At 49.9% G+C, this 22,839-nt stretch carries 20 protein-coding genes; 15 read left to right on the top strand and 5 right to left on the bottom strand.

Going from position 1 to position 22,839, the window contains the following annotated elements:
• The first annotated feature begins 24 nt into the window (after positions 1 to 24).
• From ACO0K4_RS06865 to ftsB, 6 genes are all read left to right on the top strand, one after another.
• A complete protein-coding gene (locus ACO0K4_RS06865; RefSeq protein ID WP_422955890.1) occupies positions 25 to 870 on the top strand; it encodes an alpha/beta fold hydrolase in 846 nt (281 codons plus the stop codon).
• Positions 867 to 1,811 (top strand): lipid A deacylase LpxR family protein, encoded by a 945-nt coding sequence (locus ACO0K4_RS06860; RefSeq protein ID WP_422955889.1) that lies wholly within the window; start codon positions 867 to 869, stop codon positions 1,809 to 1,811. The genes ACO0K4_RS06865 and ACO0K4_RS06860 overlap by 4 nt, the downstream gene beginning before the upstream one ends.
• Positions 1,812 to 2,152: 341 nt before the next feature.
• Positions 2,153 to 3,802, top strand: coding sequence for a CTP synthase (locus ACO0K4_RS06855; RefSeq protein ID WP_422955888.1), 1,650 nt, complete (start codon positions 2,153 to 2,155; stop codon positions 3,800 to 3,802).
• A 10-nt stretch (positions 3,803 to 3,812) separates the two neighbouring features.
• Positions 3,813 to 4,667, top strand: a complete 855-nt coding sequence (gene kdsA, locus ACO0K4_RS06850; RefSeq protein ID WP_422955887.1) for a 3-deoxy-8-phosphooctulonate synthase — start codon at positions 3,813 to 3,815, stop codon at positions 4,665 to 4,667.
• 308 nt (positions 4,668 to 4,975) lie between these two features.
• Positions 4,976 to 6,259, top strand: coding sequence for a phosphopyruvate hydratase (eno, locus tag ACO0K4_RS06845; protein ID WP_262838444.1), 1,284 nt, complete (start codon positions 4,976 to 4,978; stop codon positions 6,257 to 6,259).
• Between the two features lie 71 nt (positions 6,260 to 6,330).
• Complete coding sequence (gene ftsB, locus ACO0K4_RS06840; RefSeq protein WP_422956272.1) at positions 6,331 to 6,666, top strand: cell division protein FtsB; 336 nt, start codon at positions 6,331 to 6,333, stop codon at positions 6,664 to 6,666.
• Between the two features lie 129 nt (positions 6,667 to 6,795).
• On the opposite strand, the gene hslO is transcribed toward ftsB, so the two are convergent.
• Together hslO and ACO0K4_RS06830 are read right to left on the bottom strand one after the other, a co-directional pair.
• Positions 6,796 to 7,722 carry an Hsp33 family molecular chaperone HslO gene (hslO, locus tag ACO0K4_RS06835; RefSeq protein ID WP_422955886.1) on the bottom strand — a complete coding sequence of 309 codons (927 nt, stop codon included), beginning with the start codon at positions 7,720 to 7,722 and terminating at the stop codon, positions 6,796 to 6,798.
• 66 nt (positions 7,723 to 7,788) lie between these two features.
• Entirely contained in the window at positions 7,789 to 8,313 is a 525-nt protein-coding gene (locus tag ACO0K4_RS06830) for a gamma carbonic anhydrase family protein (RefSeq protein ID WP_422955885.1), read from the bottom strand.
• A gap of 69 nt (positions 8,314 to 8,382) precedes the next feature.
• Between ACO0K4_RS06830 and ACO0K4_RS06825 the strand changes: the two genes are divergently transcribed.
• Positions 8,383 to 9,243, top strand: coding sequence for a ferritin-like domain-containing protein (locus ACO0K4_RS06825; protein WP_422955884.1), 861 nt, complete (start codon positions 8,383 to 8,385; stop codon positions 9,241 to 9,243).
• A gap of 90 nt (positions 9,244 to 9,333) precedes the next feature.
• Positions 9,334 to 10,293, top strand: coding sequence for a flagella assembly protein FlgT middle domain-containing protein (locus ACO0K4_RS06820; RefSeq protein ID WP_422955883.1), 960 nt, complete (start codon positions 9,334 to 9,336; stop codon positions 10,291 to 10,293).
• 375 nt (positions 10,294 to 10,668) lie between these two features.
• Here ACO0K4_RS06820 and ACO0K4_RS06815 read toward each other — a convergent pair whose 3' ends face one another.
• Entirely contained in the window at positions 10,669 to 12,357 is a 1,689-nt protein-coding gene (locus ACO0K4_RS06815; protein WP_422955882.1) for an acyl-CoA synthetase, read from the bottom strand.
• 126 nt (positions 12,358 to 12,483) lie between these two features.
• Between ACO0K4_RS06815 and ACO0K4_RS06810 the strand changes: the two genes are divergently transcribed.
• The 6 genes from ACO0K4_RS06810 to rmuC all read left to right on the top strand — a co-directional run bounded on the left by ACO0K4_RS06810 (position 12,484) and on the right by rmuC (position 20,445).
• On the top strand, positions 12,484 to 13,365 hold the full coding sequence (locus tag ACO0K4_RS06810) for an alpha/beta fold hydrolase (protein ID WP_422955881.1): 882 nt from the start codon (positions 12,484 to 12,486) through the stop codon (positions 13,363 to 13,365).
• Positions 13,366 to 13,496: 131 nt separating this feature from the next.
• On the top strand, positions 13,497 to 14,084 hold the full coding sequence (locus ACO0K4_RS06805; protein ID WP_422955880.1) for a hypothetical protein: 588 nt from the start codon (positions 13,497 to 13,499) through the stop codon (positions 14,082 to 14,084).
• Positions 14,085 to 14,270: 186 nt separating this feature from the next.
• Positions 14,271 to 15,512 (top strand): cystathionine gamma-synthase family protein, encoded by a 1,242-nt coding sequence (locus ACO0K4_RS06800; RefSeq protein WP_422955879.1) that lies wholly within the window; start codon positions 14,271 to 14,273, stop codon positions 15,510 to 15,512.
• A gap of 189 nt (positions 15,513 to 15,701) precedes the next feature.
• Complete coding sequence (locus ACO0K4_RS06795) at positions 15,702 to 18,218, top strand: ABC transporter permease (RefSeq protein WP_422955878.1); 2,517 nt, start codon at positions 15,702 to 15,704, stop codon at positions 18,216 to 18,218.
• A 165-nt stretch (positions 18,219 to 18,383) separates the two neighbouring features.
• Complete coding sequence (locus tag ACO0K4_RS06790; protein ID WP_422955877.1) at positions 18,384 to 18,803, top strand: group II truncated hemoglobin; 420 nt, start codon at positions 18,384 to 18,386, stop codon at positions 18,801 to 18,803.
• Between the two features lie 145 nt (positions 18,804 to 18,948).
• On the top strand, positions 18,949 to 20,445 hold the full coding sequence (gene rmuC, locus ACO0K4_RS06785; RefSeq protein WP_422955876.1) for a DNA recombination protein RmuC: 1,497 nt from the start codon (positions 18,949 to 18,951) through the stop codon (positions 20,443 to 20,445).
• A gap of 277 nt (positions 20,446 to 20,722) precedes the next feature.
• Here rmuC and ACO0K4_RS06780 read toward each other — a convergent pair whose 3' ends face one another.
• A complete protein-coding gene (locus ACO0K4_RS06780) occupies positions 20,723 to 20,851 on the bottom strand; it encodes a transposase (RefSeq protein ID WP_422956271.1) in 129 nt (42 codons plus the stop codon).
• A gap of 132 nt (positions 20,852 to 20,983) precedes the next feature.
• A complete protein-coding gene (locus ACO0K4_RS06775; protein WP_422955875.1) occupies positions 20,984 to 22,123 on the bottom strand; it encodes an ABC transporter substrate-binding protein in 1,140 nt (379 codons plus the stop codon).
• Between the two features lie 493 nt (positions 22,124 to 22,616).
• Between ACO0K4_RS06775 and ACO0K4_RS06770 the strand changes: the two genes are divergently transcribed.
• Positions 22,617 to 22,839, top strand: a 223-nt coding sequence (locus ACO0K4_RS06770; protein WP_422955874.1) for a DUF2058 family protein, incomplete at its 3' end; no start/stop codon positions are given.

Raw genomic sequence — 22,839 nt, 5'->3', positions numbered from 1 at the left:
GCTTCTAGCTTATGTCCTCTAATTATGCCCACTGAATTTGTTAAACCTGTCGTTCATTTTGCTCATGCAAATAGTTTTCCTGCCGGGACCTACCGCGTTTTCTTCGATTTTTTAGGTGCTCATTATGATGTGCAGGCGTTACCCCTGCATGGACATAACCCTGCATACCCGGTGACTGATGGCTGGCCGCATCTGGTGCAGGAGTTAATTGATACCTTAGAGTCGCGCTATCAGTCTCCGGTTATTTTGCTGGGACATTCACTAGGCGGTATGTTGTCGATGATGGCGGCCAAAGCGAGGCCTGATCTGGTGCGCTGTGTGGTGATGCTGGATTCGCCTCTGGTTGGCGGGTGGCGCGCGACAATGCTGCGATTGTTTAAATTGATCGGGCTGGATAAGAAATTTTCGCCTGCCAGATTTTCAGAAAAACGTCGTAATCAATGGAAAGATGCCGAAGAAGCCTACAAGCATTTTGCAAGCAAGGAAATGTTCGCTATCTGGCCGCCTGAAGTGCTGCGTGATTACATTAATGCTGGCATTCAAGCGAATGAGAATGGCGAAGGCGTGACATTGCGCTTTACTCGTGAAGTCGAGACGGCGATTTATTCTACTTTGCCGGACAGGCTGGGTTATCTGGCTCGCAAGGGACTTAAAGTGCCTATCGGCTTTGTCGGCGGCACTGAGTCCGTCGAGTGTCGTCAGGCAGGTCTGAAGGCAACTCATCAGTTAGTGGGCAAGAATTTTGTGCAAATTCTGGCAGGACATTTGTTGCCCATGGAGGTGCCAGAACAAGCCGCAGCGGCGACGCACGCAATGATTCAGTCTTTGATTTCAACCACGTCACCTCATGAAGCGAGAAGATCAATATGACACAGTTTTTTTCAATACCGCAGGCGCAAAGGATGTTGGGAGTGGGTTTGCTCGCCGTGAGTGGGCTTTCGCATGCTGAGGGGCTTTCCTGGGATGAGTGGCAGGAGGTGCGATTCAAGGGGGCGACCGTGCTGCAACTGACGATAGATAACGATAGTCTGCTTTTGAAAAAAGATGACGGTTTTTATACCAGCGGCAATCGCATTGCGACGAGTTATGTGCTTAGTACAGCACAGCAGTCCATTACTTATGGCTGGCAGTTAGGGCAAGATTTATACACGTCTTCCGACATCAAATTGTTGCCAGCTCAGATTGCGAAAAATGATCATCCGTATGCGGGCTGGTTGTTTGCCGGTCTGTATCGTGAATTCGCAGAGGTCAGCGGTACCGGTAGCCGGATTGCTTTTGACCTCGGTTGTCTTGGTCCGTGCGCCGGCGGTGAATGGTCGCAGACGCATTTACATCGTCTGATCCAGCAGCCCTTGCCACAAGGCTGGAGTACCCAATTACGTAACGAGTGGGGTGTCGTCGTGTCAGGTGACTGGACTCCCGCGCGCTGGTCGCGGGGGACGGGGATTGATTTGACGCCGCGATTGAAGGCGCGACTCGGTAATATTTTCACCGATGCGGCAACGGATGTGACCTTACGTCTGGGGTCTTTGAATGCCTTGCCTCAACAGTCGGCCAGTTATGCTTTTTTGCGGGGCGAAGCAAAATTGATTGGCTATAACGCGACTTTGCAAGGCGGTTATTTGAATAATCAAGTCACCGACGTCTCACCTAAACGCAGTGTGGGAGAGCTGGAGCTTGGCTATGTCTGGCGTGCTGGCAGTTACGGTGCCAGCGCCTCTATTTTGCGTCGTAGTAATGAAATAAGGGAGTTATCCAACGGGACGGGCGCACAGAATTTTGCTCGATTGCAATTTATCTATGCGATGTAAGTTGGCCTAGGGAAGCGTGGATTTATTTGGTACGCACATTCGATTGCAAAACGGGATGAGTTTGGTAGCAATATTCCCTTGCTTGGCTGGAGCCAAGCAAGCGAATTTGCTGCCAAAATCGCCCGCTTTTTGCCGAACCCGAAGGGAGGCCGCATTATTATGTCAAGTATGGTAATTTTTTAGTCATATAAAAAATGTGGTTTTGTGCTTATCGAATAGATCCGCGCTTCCCCAATTATGAACGGAGAAATCGGGCACGATTTTTATCTAGTGCTTTGGCGAGCGGCGCTGTTTGAGGTATAATTCGAATTTCCCGCTCGTGCCGTCTGGCACCTTCTGCAATGACTAAGTTTGTATTCGTTACCGGGGGCGTCGTTTCCTCCTTAGGCAAAGGCATCGCCGCTGCCTCACTCGCTGCGATCCTTGAATCGCGCGGTCTCAGAGTCACCATGCTCAAACTCGATCCGTATATTAACGTTGATCCGGGTACCATGAGTCCATTTCAACACGGCGAAGTTTTCGTGACCGATGACGGCGCTGAAACCGATCTGGATCTGGGCCATTACGAGCGCTTCATTTCTTCAAAAATGAAGAAAGTGAACAACTTCACCACCGGTCAGATCTATGAGTCTGTGATTCGTAAAGAACGTCGCGGTGAATACCTCGGTAAAACGGTTCAGGTCATTCCTCACATCACAAATGAAATCCAGGATTTTATCCATCGCGGTGCGAATGGTTACGATGTGGCACTGGTTGAAATCGGCGGTACCGTCGGCGATATCGAATCCTTACCGTTCCTGGAAGCAGCTCGTCAGCTGAGCTTGCGCGCCGGTCGTAATGCAGCAGCTTTCGTGCATCTGACACTGGTTCCTTATGTTGCGGCAGCGGGCGAACTGAAAACAAAGCCGACACAACACAGCGTACAAAAATTGCGTGAAATCGGTATTTTTCCGGATGCTTTGTTGTGCCGTGCCGATCGTCCTATCCCTGATGATGAACGCGCAAAGATTTCTTTGTTCGCCAACGTGCCTGAAGAAGCCGTGATCTCTGTATGGGATGCTGACACCATCTACAAAATTCCTCAAATGCTGCATGACCAGGGACTGGATCGCATCGTCTGCGACAAACTCGGCCTGGCACCAAAGCCAGCCGATCTGACGATGTGGGATAAACTCATTTACGCACTGGAAAATCCGAAAGAAGAAGTCACGATTGGTATGGTCGGCAAATATGTTGATCTGACTGAGTCGTACAAATCGTTGACCGAGGCATTACGCCACGCCGGTATTCATACCGAAAGCAAGGTGAATATTGAGTACGTCGATTCCGAAGAGATCGAAGCGCACGGCACCAAGTCGCTGGAAAAATACGACGCGATTCTGGTACCAGGCGGCTTTGGTAAGCGTGGTGTCGAAGGCAAGATCGTTGCAGCGCGCTTTGCCCGTGAAAACAAAATTCCTTACCTCGGTATCTGCCTCGGTATGCAGGTTGCCTTGATTGAATATGCGCGCAACAAAGCGGGTCTGACTGCCGCTAACTCTACTGAATTCGATCTGGAAACAGAGCAACCAGTCGTTGCGCTGATCAACGAATGGCAAAATCACGACGGTAAAGTTGAAACACGTGACGAAAATTCCGATCTGGGCGGCACTATGCGTCTGGGCGCACAGACTTGCGCGATCAAACCAGGGACACTTGCAGCTGAGATCTATGGCAATGTCGTGACTGAGCGTCACCGTCATCGTTATGAAGCAAATAATCATTATCTTGGTCGTGTTGAGCAGGCAGGCTTGATTGTGTCTGCACGCACACCGACAGAAGATTTGTGTGAAATCATGGAATTGCCGCGCGAAGGTTCTAATTCACATCCTTGGTATCTCGGTGTGCAATATCACCCGGAGTTCAAGTCGACACCGCGTGATGGTCATCCTTTGTTCATCTCCTTTGCCAAAGCAGCGATTGCGCATAAGTTAGCGAACAAAAAAGCTTAAGGAATACAACATGAAACTTTGTGGATTTGACGTCGGCCTGGAGCATCCTTTTTTTCTGATTGCAGGTCCTTGTGTGATCGAATCGCATCAGATGGCGCTCGACACCGCAGGTGCTTTGAAAGAAATGACTGCTGCACTAGGCATTCCTTTCATTTATAAATCATCCTTCGATAAAGCCAATCGTTCTTCAGGTTCTTCTTTCCGCGGTCTGGGCATGGAAAAAGGTCTGGAGATTCTGGCGGATGTTAAAAAGCAATTGAATGTACCGGTTTTGACGGACATCCACGAAGTTGACGAAATCACGCCAGTTGCCGCGGTTGTCGACGTGTTGCAAACGCCAGCTTTTCTGTGCCGTCAAACAGATTTTATTGAAGCTTGCGGTCGTTCGGGCAAGCCGGTGAATATCAAAAAAGGCCAGTTCCTTGCGCCGCACGACATGGTTCATGTGATTGCCAAAGCACGCGCTGCCGCAAAAGCAGCCGGTCTGCCGGAAGATAATTTCATGGCGTGTGAACGCGGTGCTTCTTTTGGCTACAACAATCTAGTCTCCGATATGCGCTCCCTGGCGATCATGCGCGAGACGAATTGCCCTGTCGTATTCGATGCTACCCACTCTGTGCAGTTGCCTGGCGGGCAGGGCGCGACATCCGGTGGTCAGCGTGAGTTTGTCCCCGTATTGGCGCGTGCTGCCGTTGCGGTGGGTATTTCCGGTTTGTTCATGGAAACTCATCCTGATCCGGCGAAAGCAATGTCAGACGGACCGAATGCAGTGCCTCTGGGACGTATGAAGGAATTGTTATCGACGCTGATCGAACTTGATCGCGTGGTCAAAAAGAATGGATTCCTTGAATCCAGTTTCGTGTAGTTTTTGAGTCATTCTCTGTTGTTTTGAGTGGTCTCGCGTTGCCCTGAGTTGTCTGAAGTTTTCTAAAGTTTACTTGTTGTGCGTAGTCCCGCTTTTGCTTCAACCTGACGCAAGGGCGGTGAGCATAAAATTGTTGATGGCATGCGCTTTGTCTGTTGAACCAAAGTGTCGATGGTGACAACCGGAATCATGATTTTATCTGACAGCCTGTACCGATCCGGACGGCCGACTTTGAGTGCATATGGTCAAGATGAACTTCGCAGCTTGTTGAAATTTTGTTCGCTATATTGATTGTTTAGGAGAAATGAATGAGTGCCATCGTTGACATTATCGGTCGTGAAATTATTGATTCACGCGGCAATCCAACAGTTGAATGTGATGTTTTGCTGGAATCCGGCGTCATGGGACGTGCCGCTGTACCATCCGGTGCATCGACAGGTTCCCGCGAAGCAATTGAATTGCGTGACGGTGATAAGTCTCGTTACCTGGGCAAAGGCGTATTAAAAGCCTGCGAACATATCAATACAGAAATCGCTGAAGCGATCATGGGCCTGGATGCGAACGAGCAAGCCTTCCTTGACCGTACTCTGATTGATCTTGACGGTACAGAAAACAAAGCACGTCTCGGCGCAAACGCGATCCTGGCGGTCTCCATGGCGGTAGCTAAAGCTGCTGCTGAAGAAGCTGGTTTGCCTTTGTATCGTTATTTCGGCGGTTCAGGCGCGATGCAATTGCCAGTACCAATGATGAACGTCATCAACGGCGGCGCCCATGCGGACAATAATCTGGATATTCAGGAATTCATGATTATCCCGGTTGGCGCCCCTTCTTTCCGCGAAGCGATTCGTTACGGTGCCGAAGTATTCCATGCATTGAAAAAAATCCTGCATGACAAAGGCCTGACTACAGCCGTTGGTGACGAGGGTGGTTTCGCACCTTCCGTAGAGAACCATGAATCAGCAATCAAGATGATCATTCAAGCGATTGAAGCGGCAGGCTATGAGCCAGGTACGCAAATCGCTCTGGGTCTGGATTGCGCTGCCAGTGAATTCTATAAAGATGGCAAATATCACCTTGAAGGTGAAGGTCTGACTTTGTCTTCCACCGACTTCACTAATCTGCTGGCAACCTGGGTCGACAAATATCCTATCATTTCGATTGAAGATGGTATGGCAGAAGGCGACTGGGACGGTTGGGCAATTCTGACTGAAAAACTGGGTAAAAAAGTCCAGATCGTGGGTGACGATTTATTCGTGACTAACACCAAGATCCTCAAAGAAGGCATACAAAAAGGTATCGCCAACTCCATTCTGATCAAGATCAATCAGATCGGTACTTTGACCGAGACTTTCGCTGCGATTGAAATGGCAAAACGTGCGGGTTACACCGCCGTTATTTCCCATCGTTCCGGTGAAACGGAAGACAGCACGATTGCTGATATTGCTGTCGGTACCAATGCGCTGCAAATCAAAACAGGTTCTATGTCCCGCTCTGATCGTATGGCGAAGTACAACCAGTTGCTGCGCATTGAAGAAGATCTGGGTGATATCGCCAGCTACCCTGGCCGTGATGCGTTCTATAATCTGAAGTAAGCGTCAATGACAAAGGGGAACGGCGTTCCCCTTTTTTGCTGACTTTTTATTTTTCTGGCTGCGTTTATCTGATGCGTCTGATCGCGTTATCACTTGCTGCATTGCTTTTGCTGATCCAATTCCCGCTATGGTTGGGTAAGGGCGGTTGGCTGCGTGTCTGGGATCTGGATAAGCAAGTATCGCAAGTGCAAAAGCATAACGACGAGCTGAAAGAACGCAATAGCAAGCTTGAATCTGAGGTTCAGGATTTAAAAACGGGGACCGGTGCCGTTGAAGAACGTGCTCGTTTTGAGTTGGGAATGATCAAGAAAGACGAGATTTTCGTGCAAATTCTCGCTCCGGGCAGTGCGGTACAAAAAACAGAAACACCGGCACCAGTGCTACAAAAAGAAAACGCTGCAAGATAAATTTTGCAGCGTTTTTTATTTTTCACTCGCTATCTGGAATAGTGTTTGTGTTTGTGTAGCACAGGCATCCATCCTCGCGCACACGAATTTAAGGTTTGCTATAAGGCATTACTATGTAATGCTGACTATTTAATGCTTACTTTGACTCACAATACTGGTTGCTTCAACCAAGGTATTTGCCACAAATAATTGCGCACAATCGACTTTGTCAAAGCCGTAGTGTTTGCCGCAAAAATCGCAATGAATATCAAGCTTGCCGAGTTCCTCGACTGCCGTATTAATTTCAGTCTCTCCCAGCATACGCAACATGTCACCGACTTTTTCACGCGTGCAGTTGCAATGAAATTCAGGATGTTGCGGCTCAAAAACCCGGATCGTTTCTTCCCAGAACAGTCGGTGCAACAGCGTTTCGATATCGGTCGTCAATAATTCATCCTGCTTCAACGTACTGCCCAATACGACGGCACGGTTCCAGGCTTCAGCCTCATCCTCGACAGTCGCTTCAATACCGCCATGTTTTGGTAATTTTTGCAGCAGCATGCCACGCGCGACGGTGTCATCGGCAGCCAGCCATAATTTGGTATCAAGCTGCTCGGAGCGCATCATATAGTTTTCAATGATGACAGCAATACTGTCGCCATCGATAGGCACGATGCCCTGATACGCTTGTTGCCCTGGCAGTTTGTCATTCGGGTCCAATGTAATCACGAAGCGGCCTTGTCCGTGCGCATGAATCAGATCGGCTAGTGTCGCGTCATCAGGAACGAGCGCATCCGGTGCCAGTTTTGCTGTTGCCCGGATATGTAGTTTGTCATTACACTCGACGACCAGTAATTTTAAAGGACCATCACCGTGGATTTGCATGATCATGGTGCCGTCAAATTTGAGATTCGCCGACAGCAGAGCAGATGCCGCCGTCAATTCGCCGAGTAGGGTTTTAACCGCTTGCGGATAATTCTGGCGCGATAAAATTTGTTGCCAGGTGTTCGATATTTCGACGAGCTCGCCGCGCACGCCTGCATGTTCAAACATGAATTTTTGTAATGAGTCTTGCATAGATTGTTGTGTACTTTATGTTGCTTTGGATCTTGATGTAGGAGATGTTTCTTACTTTTTTGGGTCTTAACCGATACGTTTCAGCTCGGTTTTAAACGATTGTCCGCGGCGCACATAGTTCTGGGTATTGCCGTGCATACGTACGATATCCTCTTCGTTCAAGGTACGTACGGCTTTGGCTGGCGAGCCGATAATGAGTGAATTATCAGGAAACTCTTTGCCCTCTGTGACCAGTGCACCGGCACCAACCAGACAGTTTTTTCCGATCCTGGCGCCATTCAGAATCACTGCCTGAATACCCACTAATGAGCCTTCACCGATGGTGCAGCCGTGTAGCATCGCCTGATGCCCGATAGTCACGTTTTTACCGATCACCAGAGGGAAACCAGGATCGGTGTGCAGGATGCAGCCTTCTTGCACATTACTGTTCTCGCTGACGGTGATCAGTTCGTTATCGCCACGTATGGTCACGTCGAACCAGACACTGGCAAACGCTTCAATTTTCACTTTACCAATAATATTGGCTGTGTCCGTGATGTATGCGCTGGGATCTATTTCTGGTGCAACGTCGCCTAACTGGTATATGGCCATGATTTTTCCGTAAAATAGAGAACATGTTGTAAACCCCTCTATTTTAACGCTCCTTGTATGAACTCACCGATGTCAACCGCAAATCCCTCTTCAATCACGCCAGATGTTGCCAATGCAGGCCAGGCCCGGGCAGATACGAAAGAATTGCGTCATGCCGCACTCAACTGGCTGGCAGAGTCCCATATCGACGCGAAAGTCGGCGGGGTATTGAAATTACGGCAAGACTGGCTGGCGGGCGCATTGAGTCTGGATACTTCTGCCAGTCTATCGGCAGATCAGCCTATCCCGGGCCGCCCTGATCGACCTGAGCTGGTGCCCCCGCTGCAAGTCAAGAGGCGAGCGATGAACACAGTGGAGGGACGGGCAGTGCTGATCCATGCTCTGGCGCACATCGAATTTAATGCCATCAATCTTGCGCTCGACGCGATCTGGCGTTTTGCCGATATGCCACGTGATTATTATGTTGACTGGTTACAGGTTGCGCAAGAAGAGGCCTATCATTTCAGCCTACTGGCAGATCACTTGCGCGTACTGGGGTATCAGTACGGAGATTTTCCTGCACATCACAGTTTGTGGGAGTTGGCCGAAAAAACGCAGGAAGATGTACTAGCAAGAATGGCGCTGGTGCCGCGTACCATGGAAGCGCGCGGACTCGATGCGACACCCGCGGTCAGAGCCAAGCTGGCACAGGCCAAAGACATTGCCGCCGCAGAGATTCTGGACATTATCTTGCGGGATGAAATCGGGCATGTGATGATAGGCAATCGCTGGTTCGGCTATCTGTGCGAGTTAAGGCAATTAGCACCGGTCGTAACCTATGCCACCTTAGCCCAGCAATACAAGGCACCGCAAATGCGTGGCCCATTTAATCTCGATGCACGCCGCGCCGCTGGTTTTAGTGAAGAAGAATTGACCGCATTACAGGCTTAAGATTTTTTAACCCGGATTTTCATTGGAACAGCGACTAGCGGTCTGATAGTCAATCCGGGTTCAACACCATTACTTTCAGAGGCCAAGAGAATGAAACAACTCATCGCGCTGTTTACGAGTGTCCTGTTTATATCCTCTGTGTTTGCACAGACAGTGACTGTACCCTTGCCTGTTGCTGCGTCACAGCCCGCAGCAGAAACGCCTGTGCCAGCCAGCGACTATCGCCTGCCTGAACGAAAATTTAAAAAGAAGATTCTGGCAACGGCATTCACAGTCGGCAAAAATGTACAGATCGACGATATCGATGAAACAGGTCAAAATTTTCCAAAAGAGTTATTACACCGGCTGTATGCGACACAGGGATTTTTGACCAGAATGTCGCCCAATTTGCTCTCATTTAATTATGAGATCGAAGCACCTTCGACGCAATTGTTGCGCCAGCTGGGAACGCAATACGACAGCCAGTTCGTTATCTCAGGCGCGATACTGGATGCCAGCGTCATTACAGAGAAAAAATATTGGGGTCTGATCGAAAATAAAAAACGTCACCTGACATTACAAATCGAACTGCATGATGTCGCGAGTGGTATTTTGCTTGCACGTCATAAGCTCAGCCAGATTGCCGACAAAGATATCACGGTGGGTAAAGATAAGCCTTTTGCCAGTACCGTGTTCTTTGCTACGCCTTACGGTAAAGTCTTTGATCAGTTGCTAGAGCAGGCAACGAATATGATTATCAAGGATTTAGACGTGACCAGCTTCTACGCAAAAATTACGCAGGTCGGCCCGGATGGAGAAGTCATGCTGGATGCGGGATCTAATTCTGCGGTCCTGCCAGGCGACGTATTCGCTATCTTTGGCCGGCAAACTAATTTGTCCGCAAACGGCATGGCACATGTCGCAACGGAACATCAGGAGCGCCGGCTAGGAACACTCGCCGTGATCAAAAGCCAAAGCTCATCGTCAATGGCTGAACTGTCTGCCGATACTAAAATCAGCGAAGTGAAGGTGGGTGATATTGTGAGGGCGGATACGGTTGTTGGACGATAATAAACACCTAGTCATATGGCTGTGAAGATGCTAGTTAAAAGTATGCCTCGGTTTAGAAAAATCGATTAATACGTTTTTGTTGCCCTTAATCGGTTCTTAAAATATATATTTTGAAAATGTCTCTATGAACGACAAATTATCTCTGGTAGCACCTATTGCCATCATTTTTATTATTGCTTTGACCCAATGAAAGCTCTGTTTTAATGCAGACAAAAAGTATTTGGGCATACAAACAAATTTTCTCTATTACTTTTTTCTTGTATCTCTGATTATTGCTGGGATAATCATTTTTTTTAAGTGAAATCAAGCGAAGATTATTTTGGTGGATAGTACCCGTAAGTTAATGTGGGGAAAAACGTTGAGTCAACCTTGTAGTCACAATCGCCCGGCAATCCTTTCCTCTTCTAATAAACGCAAAACCCGCCGTTGTACCTTACCCGTTGTCGTCATTGGCAATGCTGCGATGAATTCGATTTCTCTCGGATATTCGTAAGGGGCGAGTTTGCCTCGTACGTGTGTTTGCAGCTCTGTGATCAGGTCTGTGCTACCTTCATAACCGCTGCTTAACACCACATATGCTTTCACGATGTTGCCACGCTCTTTGTCCGGTTTGGGGATGACGGCGGCATTTGCTACTGCTGGATGTTTGACCAGACAATTTTCTATTTCTGACGGCCCGATGCGATAACCCGCGGCCTTGAACATATCGTCGGCGCGACCCTGATACCAGAGGTAGCCATCTTCATCACGTAAGGCCAGGTCGCCTGTGCGGCACCAGTCGCCAGTGAATTTGTTTCGTGTGGCATCAGGGTTTTTCCAATAACCGAGAAAGAATACGGGATCGGCCTGTCCATGAATATCCTTGCGGTGCATGGCGACTTCGCCGATCTGGTGATCACCTACCTCGTTGCCATCGTCATCGATAATCGCGACGCGATGTCCGGGGTAGGGTCGTCCCATACTGCCTGGTTTGGCGGGCCATTGCACGATGCTGTTACCGACAATGTAGTTCATCTCGGTTTGTCCAAACATTTCGTTCGGGATGATATCGAGCGCGTCATTGCACCAGTTAAATACGGCGTCACCGACAGCTTCTCCCGCACTCATGATGCTGCGTAACTTGAGCTGGTAGCGTGACTTGGGTTCCGGGCAGACTTTCATCATCATCTTGAGCGCGGTTGGGAACAGAAAGGTATTGGTGACCTGATATTTTTCCATCAGATAAAAAGCCGTTTCTGCACTGAATCGTCCCTGGTAACCGACGATGGGCTGACCAAAGTACAGCGTCGGTAACAAGGCGTCCATCAGGCCGCCGGTCCATGCCCAATCTGCTGGCGACCAGAATACGTCACCCGGCTGTGGAAACCAGTTTTGAGACGCGACAAAGCCGGTCAGGTTGCCAATAATCGCAGAATGAGGAATCACCGCACCTTTCGGCGCGCCCGTAGTGCCGCTGGTATAGATCAAAATGGCAGGATCAGTCGCCTTGGTCATCGCCGGAGTAAAATCGGCCGGCATCTGCGGCACCGTATGTGACCAGATCAGCGAATCTTCGGCTTTGCATTGCAGAGTAATGAGGGTTTTTAATGCAGGGCAATTGCCGCGAATTTGCCAATACGCTTCGATGCCGCTCTGATCGACAATCAAGGCGACTGCCTCACTATTTTGCAGCCGATATTCCAGGGCTTCAGGGCCGAACAAAAAAGATAGTGGCATCGCAATCGCGCCCATCTGCAGGCAGGCAATCACGCTGACCGCCGTCTCGGGGCGCTGCGGCAGGATGTAGGCAACGATATCGCCAGCTTTGACGCCTTGTGCGCGTAACAGATTCGATAACTGATTGGCCTGAGTTTGCAATTCGGCATAGCTCAATGTGCTGGTATTGCCCTCGGCATCTTCATAATGGATAGCAATACGCTGGGGATCTTTACTCCAGCGCTGGCAGCAGACTTCCGCGATATTGAATTCAGCCGGAACCTCCCAGCGAAAGTTTTGATAAAGGTCCTGATAGTGATCAATCGTGCCGACGGCGGGTGCATGTGTAAGCGTTTTTTTCTGACTCATCCTGACTCCGGTATAATTATCGAACGATCGTGCTATTGCTTGTTATGCTCTAACGTTAATCCTAAACGAAAAACGGGCTTGCCGATGTCGCAAGCGCTCTGTTTATTCACGAAAATTATTAATCTCATGATCAAATCATCTCGCTCAGAATTCATTCCCGTTCGCGGTCTTCAGTATCATGTTCGTCATTGGGGACCTGATAACGCGCCCAAGATCGTGATGTTGCACGGCTGGATGGATGTCTCTGCCTCTTTCCAGTTTGTGGTGGATTGCCTGAAGCAGGACTGGCACGTGATTGCACCGGATTGGCGGGGCTTTGGCCTTACCGATGCCCCGCATGCGGATTGCTATTGGTTCCCCGATTACATGGGTGATCTGGACGCGATCTTGCAGCATTATTCGCCTGACGAATCCGTCAATTTATTAGGGCATAGCATGGGCGGCAATGTCGTGGGGATCTACGCTGGCGTACGACCGGAGCGAATCAGAAAACTGATCAACCTCGAAGGCTTTGGCATGCCGACCACGACGCCGGGTCAGGCACCTGGCCGCTATCTGAAGTGGCTGGATGAATTGCGTGAAGCACCAGTATTGCGAACCTACGCAACACAAGCGGAAGTCGCAGGGCGTTTGCAAAAAACGAATCCACGATTGTCCGACGAGCGTGCCGCATTTTTATCCCAACACTGGGCACGTCAAAATGAGGATGGTCGCTGGGAGATACTCGGTGATCCGGCGCACAAACTGACCAGTCCCTTGCTCTATCATGTTGAAGAAGTCATGGCGTGCTGGCAAAAAAATACGGCGCCAACCTTATGGTTCGAAGCCGACGATACCAATGTCTGGCATTGGATGGGACCAAAACCGGAAGCCCGTATCGAAATCGACCGCCGACTATCCCATATTCCGCATTTACGTAAAGAAATGATACAGAATGCAGGACACATGTTGCATCATGATCAGCCCGAAATTCTGGCAGAAATTATTGAACAGTTTTTGCTCGAATGAGTTTTTTGCCTATGGCGGACAGTAGGGCGGACAGCAGGGTGAATCGATTAGACCAAATTAAGCCAAAAACGATCTGTACATTATTTAGCCTTCAAATCAGCTCAATAGTCGATGTATTAAGAAATATATTCATGAAACGAATTCTTCTATTCCTGATGTTGACAATAACTAGCTTTGCTTATGGAGATGAGCTGTCATCGCCTTTGCAGATTGGTGATATTGAGGGTGTATATAAACATCGTTTCATGAATGGCGTAATCACACCGGGTAAGGCGCCGGGTGAGGCTGATCAGCCTTATCAATCTGAAGACATTATTGAGATCGTTCAATATGATCCGTCCCATGTGTATTTTCGTGCAGAGCTTCAGTTTTATAACGGACACTCTTGCAGTATCTATGGCATTGCGGGTCAGGAAAAAGATGGCTTTGTCTACCATGATCCTGCGCCGCCACTGTCAGGAGAACCGGCCTGTACCTTAAAAATATCCGGCACGGCAGATCAACTGCGTATCAGCGACCGGATTACCCCAACTGGTGTCGCAACTTGCCGCATGTATTGCGGTGCACGCGGCAGCTTGTCCGATTATCTGATCGCCAGGAGCGCCAGGCGCAAGATTCGCTACCTTGATCGTTTAAAAGCATCCAGGGAATATCTGGATGCCGTCAAGTTGTTCATAGCATCGCAGACGGCTACCGCTGGTGCTACTGCCAATAAATAATGGCAATAACCACGTTGGTACAGTCGACCTGGTCGGCTGCCATTGCCTCGGCTCTGCTTTGAGATCGTTGCGTCTCCCATCTCTCGAGAGTAATTGACTCTGAAGCCCGCGTCGCCGCAAAGAATCTCGGTTAAACTTATGAGATTCCTTTTCAGATCTGTTCTACTCCACAGCACCTATTTCATCATGAGCGAAAAAGCATCTTACGGCTTCACCACGACCATTCTTCACAACGATCGCCAAAAAACGATTGAGCACGGCTCTGCACATAAACCTGTCCACACGTCGGTGTTCTATGGCTATGAGGATGCGCGTGATCTGGCTGCGGTATTCCAGGGCAAACAATCGGGTTATCGCTATGGACGTCAGGGCAATCCCACGGTGTCGGCACTCGAAGACAAGATTACCAAGATGGAAGATGGACAGTCCAGCATTTGCTTTGCGACCGGGATGGCCGCGATTGGTGCGGTGTTTCAGGCGTTGTTGCGTCAGGGCGATCATGTAATTTCATCCTCATTTTTATTTGGTAATACGAATAGTCTCTGGCAAACAGTCGCTGCGCAAGGCGTTGAGGTGGGCTTTGTTGATGCCACCGATGTTGCGAATGTGGCAGCCGCGATTACACCGTCAACCCGCATGGTATTTGTAGAGACGATTGCCAATCCGCGCACTCAGATTGCGGATTTAAAACGGATTGGTGATTTATGCCGTGAGCGCGGAATTTTATATGTCGTGGACAACACCATGACCTCGCCGTATCTGTTCCGTCCAAAGAGCGTTGGGGCTGGTCTGGTTGTCAATTCTTTGACCAAGTCGATTGCGGGTCATGGCAACGTACTTGGTGGTGCTTTAACCGATACGGGTGAATTTGACTGGTCCGCTTATCCGCATATCGCCGCCAATTTTAAAAAAGCACCGGCACCGCAGTGGGGTATGGCGCAGGTACGTGCCAAGGCCTTGCGTGATTTCGGCGCATCGCTGTCGCCGGATGCGGCGCATCAGATCGCGGTCGGTGCCGAGACAATTGCCTTGCGTCTGGAGCGTGAATGCGCAAACGCGCTGGCACTGGCGCAGATGCTGGAGAACGATCCGCGCGTCGACGCCGTGCATTACCCTGGCTTGCCATCTCACCCGCAGCATCAGATTGCGAGTGATTTATTCCGGTCTTACGGTGCGCTGTTCAGTTTTGAATTGAAGCCAGAAATTGACTGCTTCGACTACCTGAATCGCCTGCAGTTACCGATCTCCGCCACCCATCTGGGCGATACGCGTACTCTTGTGATTCCGGTAGCGCACACCATCTTCTTTGAGATGGGGGCTGAACGCCGGGCTGCGATGGGGATAGTCGATTCACTGATCCGCGTTTCTGTGGGTATTGAAGATACTCAGGACTTGTTAAATGACTTCGCACAAGCCTTGAATGCCTGATGATCTCAGAGTGAGTTAATCGCTATGTGACTTATACTGGGTCTGAGTATCAGCATGTAAATGTCCATGCGCCTTATAAAAACTGCGGAATGGGCATGTAAAACTAGATACTCCCCCTTTATTTGTTTTTCAGTACGTTCCGGTCATTCCTAATCACTCCTAATTGTTTTTATTCTCAGAAGGATCGCCATGCTACGACTCTCATTCAGTATGACCATGCGTGACTGGCGAGCGGGCGAATTACGATTCTTGCTGGTCGCCTTGATGATCGCGGTTGCGTCCTTGTCGTCGGTAGGTTTTTTTGTAGACCGGATGCGCAACGGATTGAATCGCGATGCACATCAGTTGCTCGGTGCGGATTTGCTGGTCAGTGCCGATCAGCCCATCAATCCTGCCTGGCGTACCGAAGCGCAACGACGTGGATTGACGATGGCAGAGACTATTGTTTTTCCGAGTATGGCGATTGCGGGTGAGGGCGATGCCATCACCACCAAGCTGGTCGCGCTGAAAGCTGTCACACCCGGTTATCCCTTACGTGGCAATCTCAAGCTCAGTCAGTCGCCACAGGGCGCGGAGCTGAGCACAAGGCAGATTCCTGCGTCCGGCACCGTCTGGATCGATCCGACGCTGCTGCTCAGCATGAAACTCAAGACCGGTGATGTTCTCAAACTCGGCGACAAAACACTCACCGTCACACAACTGATCGCGAATGAGCCGGATCGTGGTGCCGCGTTTATGAACTTTGCACCGCGTGTCATGCTTAACATGAGTGACCTTGCTGATACCCGACTCATACAGAATGGTTCCCGCGTGACCTATCGCCTGCTGCTGGCGGGCAAAGCCGATGTCGTTACGCCGTTTCAAAAATGGCTGCAAGACAGTATCGACCGTGAGCAAACTAAAGGTGTGCGGCTAGAATCCCTCGAGTCGGGTCGTCCTGAAATGCGTGCGACACTGGACCGGGCAGAGCAATTTTTATCACTGGTCGGCTTGTTGTCGGCGATGCTGGCAGCGGTTGCTGTGGCAATGGCGGCACGCCGCTTCATGCTGCGTCATGTCGATGCCTGCGCGATGTTGCGATGCCTTGGACAGACGCAGAATCAGGTCACGGGCATGTACCTGATCGAGTTTTTGATCGTGGGATTATTGGGCAGCGCCGCTGGCGTCATCCTTGGCTTTGCCGGGCATTATGTCTTGCTTGAATGGTTGGGCAAATTGGTTTCTAACGATTTGCCGCCTGCAAGCCTGCAACCTGCATTGCAGGGTATCGCGACCGGTTTGTTGCTATTGGTCGGCTTTGCCTTGCCGCCGATACTGCAATTGCGGAATGTCCCGCATAATCGCGTCATCCGTCGCGAACAGGATGCGCCGCAAGCGATGACGCTGGCGACCTACGGCCTTGGATTGGGTATGTTCGTTGGCTTGCTGTTATGGCAGGCAGGTGATGTGAAGCTGGGCTTGCTGACCGCATCCGGCTTTTTAATCGGCTTGCTGGTATTCGCCCTGATCGCCTGGCTCGCCGTTGCCTCCTTAAAACGTGTACGCAATTTCAGCAGCCACACGGCATGGCGCTTTGCGATTACGGCGCTGCAACGCCGTCCTGGCGCAACCGTGATACAGGTAGTGTCGCTTGCATTGGGACTGATGGCTTTGTTGCTGCTGACGGTGGTGCGGTCTGATCTGATCACTGCGTGGAAAAGTGCCACTCCGGCGGACGCGCCGAATCAATTCGTGATCAACATCCAGCCAGATCAAAAAGAAGAAATCACCAGACGTCTGCAAGCCATTACAACGGATAAACAGGCGACGCTATACCCGATGATCCGCGGGCGGCTGATTCAGGTCAATGATAAAGCTATTACCGGTGATACGTATCCCGACGACAGAGCCAAACGCCTGGTCGAAAGAGAATTCAATCTGTCTACCATGCGTGATATGCCAGCGACGAATAAGCTCATCGCCGGAAAATGGTATCAGGAGACCGGTGCACATCCGCAAGCAGAGGCATCGGTAGAGGAGGGCATCGCTAAAACTCTGGGGCTAAGATTAGGCGATAAACTGAGTTTTGATGTCGCCGGTCAGCAAGTCACCGCAGCGATTACCAGCCTGCGCAAGCTCGACTGGGGATCGATGCGCGTCAACTTTTTTGTGATTCTCAATCCTGCGGCGGTAGCTGAATTGCCGCAGACCTGGATCACCGCTTTTCATTTGCCAGAAAGCGATCAGCGGTCAGTAAATCAGTTGACGCTGGACTTTCCTAATCTGACGGTGGTGGATGTCGGTGCCATGATCAAGCAAGTGCAAAGCGTGCTGGATCAGGTCATTACGGCGGTTGAATTTTTGTTCTTGTTCACACTCGCATCGGGTGTGCTGGTCTTGTATGCAGCACTGGCCGGTTCGCAAGACCTGCGCATGCGCGAAGCGGCCCTGCTGCGTGCGCTGGGCGCAACCCGCAAGCAATTGTCACAGGCACAGTGGATAGAATTTTTGCTGGTCGGCGGCTTGGCCGGCTTGCTTGCCGCCAGCGGTGCGTCCGCTATCGGCTGGGCACTCGCGCGATTCAGTTTTAATTTCGAGTGGAGCTTCTCGCCGCTGGTCTGGCTCGCCGGTTTAAGCGTCGGTGCATTGTGCGCATTGATTGGCGGTTGGATGGGATTGCGTAATGTGTTGAATCAGCCACCTTTGCTGAGTCTGCGTGAAAGCTGAACTGTGACTAAACCACGGCTGAGCGACGGCTCAGCGGAGGAGTTTTTGCACTCAAATTAAGATGCACAATGGACGGTATGTGCACCATGTTCACCACTAACGTTCAGGCCCGGTATGCATCCGCGTATAGGGACAAAACCTGTTACTAAAAAATTGTTGCTAGGTATGAATACAGAAACAAATACAGATAATCACGAAGAAGAACAATCCAGGCTCTATGCTCTCATCGGCGGCGCAGACAAGCTGCGTGAGATGGTGGATCGCTTTTATGACTTGATGGAACTGGAGCCAGAATTTGCCGGTATCCGCGCACTGCATCCGACACCGATGGACGGCTCCCGCGATAAGTTGTTCTGGTTCTTGTCCGGTTGGATGGGCGGCCCGAATCTCTACATTGAACAATTCGGCCATCCGCGTTTGCGCGCACGCCATTTGCCGTACGCGATCGCCAGCAGCGAGCGCGACCAATGGCTGCGGTGTATGGCGTGGGCTATGCAAGATGTGGGCATCGCCGAAGAGTTGCAACAGCACCTGATGCAATCGTTTTATCAGACAGCAGATTGGATGCGGAATAAGCCCGGCTGAGCTAGGAAAATAAAGATCAGCATCATCCCTCTCCCGCAGACGACAGAGGAGTGGCGGGTGAGAAGAGGCAGAATATATCTGTTCTTCGCTGAATGTAAAACGTTAATCCTGAACCTATCACTAACAAAAAATAAAAGAACACGACATGAATTTGATAGAAATTTTAATACTCATCACGCTCGCCATTCTCCTGGTAGTGAACCTGCTTGTCTTATCACGCAGTCGCGGCAGCGATGTCGGCACTCAACTGCTCGCACTACAGCATTCACTACAACAGGCACTGCAGCAACAAGAGCAATTGCAACAAGCGCAGGAACGTTCTGAGCGCTCATTGCGGGAACAGGTGCAATCGACGGCACAAGCGACACGGCAAGAGCTGGGCGGAAATTTCTCACAGCTTCAACAAACTTTAGCCGCCCAACTGACCAGCGTCGCCACGCTGCAAAACAATCAGATAGACGCATTTTCTCAGCAGCTGATCAAGCTGACAGAGACCAACGCGCAGCAACTGGAGCAAGTGCGTCTTGCCCTGATCCAGCAAAGCCAAAATTCGCGTGACGAGCAAGCACTCAGCCTCAAACGGTTTGGCGACACCTTAAACCAGAGTCTGGCAACACTGACCGAATCCAATGCCTTGCGCATGGCAGAAGTGCGGGCGACACTGGAAGAAAAAATCAAACATCTGCAAGATGACAATGCTGCCAAACTCGAAGAGATGCGCAAGACCGTCGATGAAAAACTGCACGCCACGCTGGAGCAGCGTTTGGGCGAATCCTTTAAACAAGTCTCAGACCGTTTAGAAAAAGTGCATCAAGGTCTGGGTGAAATGCAGCAATTAGCGATTGGTGTCGGTGATCTGAAACGGGTACTGACCAATGTGAAAACTCGTGGTACCTGGGGTGAGGTACAGCTAGAAATGGTACTGGAACAAATGCTCACGCCAGAACAATACGCTAAGAACGTCGAGACCGTGCCCGGCTCTGGCGAGCGCGTAGAGTTTGCAGTGAAATTGCCAGGCAAAGAAGATGGCAGGGCGCCAGTCTGGATGCCGATTGACGCCAAGTTCCCTAAAGAGCAGTACGAGCGTCTGCTGGATGCTGCCGAGCGTGCAGATGCAGAAGGCGTCGCACAGGCAGGCAAAGAATTAGAACGTGCAATCCGTGGCGAAGCCAAGACCATCGCTGAGAAATATCTCTCGCCGCCATTAACCACCGATTTTGCGATTTTGTTTTTACCTACCGAAGGCCTGTACGCCGAAGTCATGCGCCGCCCGGGTCTGGCCGATGAATTGCAACGCACCTACCGAGTCAGCATCTCCGGCCCATCGACGTTGTCCGCATTGCTGAACAGTTTGCAGATGGGCTTCCGCACACTGGTATTAGAAAAACGTTCGTCAGAAGTCTGGCAAGTATTAGGTGCAGTCAAGACCGAATTCGGCAAGTTTGGCGACGTACTCGCGTCGACCAAAGCCGCCCTGGTCAGAGCCGCCGACAACATCGACAAGGCAGAAGTACGTACCCGTCAAATGACCAGAAAATTGAAATCAGTCGAGGCTTTACCTGCGGATTCAGCTCAGAGTTTGTTGAGTATTGACGGTGATTCTGAGATCAGTGATGCCATGGATGTCGAGAGAAATATTTGACTTGCATATGATGTCGTATTTAGTTTTGAGTGGAAAAAGTAATTAAGGATGTTAGTGGGTGTGTTCAACTCAATTCAATTTAAGCCAGATAAAAGTACAAGCGAGAAAGAGAATTGCTTTGAAACCTCTGGGGAGTTTTTCAAACTGTGTTGCGGTGCTACGAAAGTGCTTTATTCTGCAAACTAGTTTTTTACTAGATGACGTTGCTTAGTTGGATTTACTGGAGTCATTCCTGTCCGTATGATTTGCTCAGGAATGACTTCTGAAGCATCGCCTTTTATGGACAAAAATCCGTCTGTATATCCCACCACGGCGCTCCTGTGCGTAGTGTCCATAAAATGGCTTCCATTACTTCTCGGTCATTTTTCCAGTGGTGACATCCTTGGGCTCTCAGCGCAGGTTCCAGTTACCCCCGAATACCATCGCTTAACACTCTGCTGACCATCTGCATCCTCTTCATTAAGCTTGTAATTTTACATAAACTCATTCATGCAAGAAGCTTAATCATATTTTGGCGCGCACTAATGAAAATCCGAGTTTAACCGATAATGCGGCCAGTCTTATCCACGGCAAGCACCTCCGAAAAGTGCGAGCCGTGATGCCCGCCTGAAGCGAAGTTCACGCGATAACCGCCGAGATCCACGTTCAGCGCAGAGATTGCTTTTTTGAAGCGGCTACGGCTCACGCCATCCTCGCCTTTCAGCGCGAGTTGCGCCGCCTCTATCGCGACCATGCCCGCAATATAACCTTCCAAACTAGTATAGCCGGTGCGTGCGCCACCGCCCAAAGCCGCGATATGTTCCTGGTAGTGCTTGATCAGAGAACTGCCTATGGTTTTTGGTCTCAGCACAACCTGAGACATGATGATGCTACGCCTTTTGCTGCTCAAAGTATCAATCAGGGCTTGTCCGGCAAAGGAGGTGCAAAAGCTAAAACCGGTGAAACCGTTTTTAGCCAGATAATCAGTAATTCTGACGATAGGTTGCGCATTCGTAGTGAATAATATTCCTTCCACGTCGGCAGCCAATAATTTGGCTGCGTCAGCATCAAAGGATTTGGCATTGCGATCCAGCGCTATCGCGATAGCCGGAGCAATACCCGCGGCCTTCATGGCATTTTCCATCGCTGCCAAATTAGCGTTCGATACATCTTTCAGATACACATAAGCGACTTTTTTCATGCCAAAGTCTTTGATGAAAGCGACTAATTTGACATACTCATCATCAGATCCAGCACGCACATGGTAGGGCATATTGAGTTCTTTTCTACGGATACCCATATTTCCACTGGCGGTACCCAATAACACGATCTGGCTCTCTTCAATTTGCGGCAACGCAGCCTCTGCACCAGCGCCGCTGGTAAATCCAAGCAGCGCAGACACGCCACTATCAATGAGGGTTTTCGTGTTTTGTACGCAACGCGTTTGGTCGCCGCCATCATCCAGAGTTACCAGCTCAAAACGTCCACTCTTAGCGCTGCCAGCTTTATTTGCGGCAGCAAAGGCAGCGTTAATGCCATCGCGAATGTCTTTGCCATAAGCAGCCTGTCCACCGGTAATGGATGCAGATTGACCAAAACGTATCTGAGCGGTCTGCGCATAGACTGGTCGGATTAGCCCAGACAAGACGCCACTGGTGAGCAGAGATGGTACTGCGGCTAATAATTTTCTACGCTGCATTGTCATGCCTCTTTTTTTAATGGTGATAGCGTTCATTCATTTCAGATGAGCTAGCACTGACACATCAATGAAAGTCGCCCATCGAAAATTTCTGAATTTGTTTTATGCATAATCCTAAATACAGTCAAAATCCACAATCCGACAAATGCCGGATAGCCTCTTATTCGCCATTTGAGATACTGTTGCGGAAGGCGTGAAAGATACAGAAATTTAATAGATAAATTTTTCAAAATATAATAAAAACAGGCAATCTAAAATCCGACCCATAAAAAACAACGGAACCGTGAGTGAGCGGGATGATCGTTCTTTCTAGAAGATATCTGTCCTACTTCTTTATCCGTTTTTGACATTAGTAAATGTCTACTGCATCAGGAGAAATCCATTCTACTTATTGCAGGTTACGTCCTTGCAGAATAAAAAATTATGCTAGCGACTTGCCACTGGTCGGCAGCGTTGTCCTGGACCGATGGCACTTATTTTACGGAGTCGTATTGTGGCCTCATTGCAAGATCAGTTTTTAAAAGCAGGACTAGTCGATAAAAACAAAGCCAAGCTGGTCCACCAGGAAAAGACCAAGCAGAAGAAGGTCGAGCGCCGGACTGGCAACGAGAGCGTAGATGAGTCGCGCCTGGCCGCGCTGGAAGTGCAGCGCAAAAATGCCGAACGCGCTCGTGAACTCAATGCGCAACGTGATGCGGCCGCGAGCCAAAAAGCGA

It is taken from the genome of Undibacterium sp. RuTC16W, assembly GCF_049339445.1.
Classification (GTDB): domain Bacteria; phylum Pseudomonadota; class Gammaproteobacteria; order Burkholderiales; family Burkholderiaceae_D; genus Undibacterium.
The sequence above is the reverse complement of the archived record's forward strand: the minus strand, read 5'-3'. Positions and strand labels throughout refer to the sequence as shown.

Bases quoted from the DNA above. Each gene is read 5' to 3' on its own strand.
- ACO0K4_RS06865 (WP_422955890.1), top strand. From the start codon at position 25: ATGCCCACTGAATTTGTTAAACCTGTCGTTCATTTTGCTCATGCAAAT.
- ACO0K4_RS06860 (WP_422955889.1), top strand. From the start codon at position 867: ATGACACAGTTTTTTTCAATACCGCAGGCGCAAAGGATGTTGGGAGTG.
- ACO0K4_RS06855 (WP_422955888.1), top strand. From the start codon at position 2,153: ATGACTAAGTTTGTATTCGTTACCGGGGGCGTCGTTTCCTCCTTAGGC.
- kdsA (WP_422955887.1), top strand. From the start codon at position 3,813: ATGAAACTTTGTGGATTTGACGTCGGCCTGGAGCATCCTTTTTTTCTG.
- eno (WP_262838444.1), top strand. From the start codon at position 4,976: ATGAGTGCCATCGTTGACATTATCGGTCGTGAAATTATTGATTCACGC.
- ftsB (WP_422956272.1), top strand. From the start codon at position 6,331: ATGCGTCTGATCGCGTTATCACTTGCTGCATTGCTTTTGCTGATCCAA.
- hslO (WP_422955886.1), bottom strand. From the start codon at position 7,722: ATGCAAGACTCATTACAAAAATTCATGTTTGAACATGCAGGCGTGCGC.
- ACO0K4_RS06830 (WP_422955885.1), bottom strand. From the start codon at position 8,313: ATGGCCATATACCAGTTAGGCGACGTTGCACCAGAAATAGATCCCAGC.
- ACO0K4_RS06825 (WP_422955884.1), top strand. From the start codon at position 8,383: ATGTCAACCGCAAATCCCTCTTCAATCACGCCAGATGTTGCCAATGCA.
- ACO0K4_RS06820 (WP_422955883.1), top strand. From the start codon at position 9,334: ATGAAACAACTCATCGCGCTGTTTACGAGTGTCCTGTTTATATCCTCT.
- ACO0K4_RS06815 (WP_422955882.1), bottom strand. From the start codon at position 12,357: ATGAGTCAGAAAAAAACGCTTACACATGCACCCGCCGTCGGCACGATT.
- ACO0K4_RS06810 (WP_422955881.1), top strand. From the start codon at position 12,484: ATGATCAAATCATCTCGCTCAGAATTCATTCCCGTTCGCGGTCTTCAG.
- ACO0K4_RS06805 (WP_422955880.1), top strand. From the start codon at position 13,497: ATGAAACGAATTCTTCTATTCCTGATGTTGACAATAACTAGCTTTGCT.
- ACO0K4_RS06800 (WP_422955879.1), top strand. From the start codon at position 14,271: ATGAGCGAAAAAGCATCTTACGGCTTCACCACGACCATTCTTCACAAC.
- ACO0K4_RS06795 (WP_422955878.1), top strand. From the start codon at position 15,702: ATGCTACGACTCTCATTCAGTATGACCATGCGTGACTGGCGAGCGGGC.
- ACO0K4_RS06790 (WP_422955877.1), top strand. From the start codon at position 18,384: ATGAATACAGAAACAAATACAGATAATCACGAAGAAGAACAATCCAGG.
- rmuC (WP_422955876.1), top strand. From the start codon at position 18,949: ATGAATTTGATAGAAATTTTAATACTCATCACGCTCGCCATTCTCCTG.
- ACO0K4_RS06775 (WP_422955875.1), bottom strand. From the start codon at position 22,123: ATGCAGCGTAGAAAATTATTAGCCGCAGTACCATCTCTGCTCACCAGT.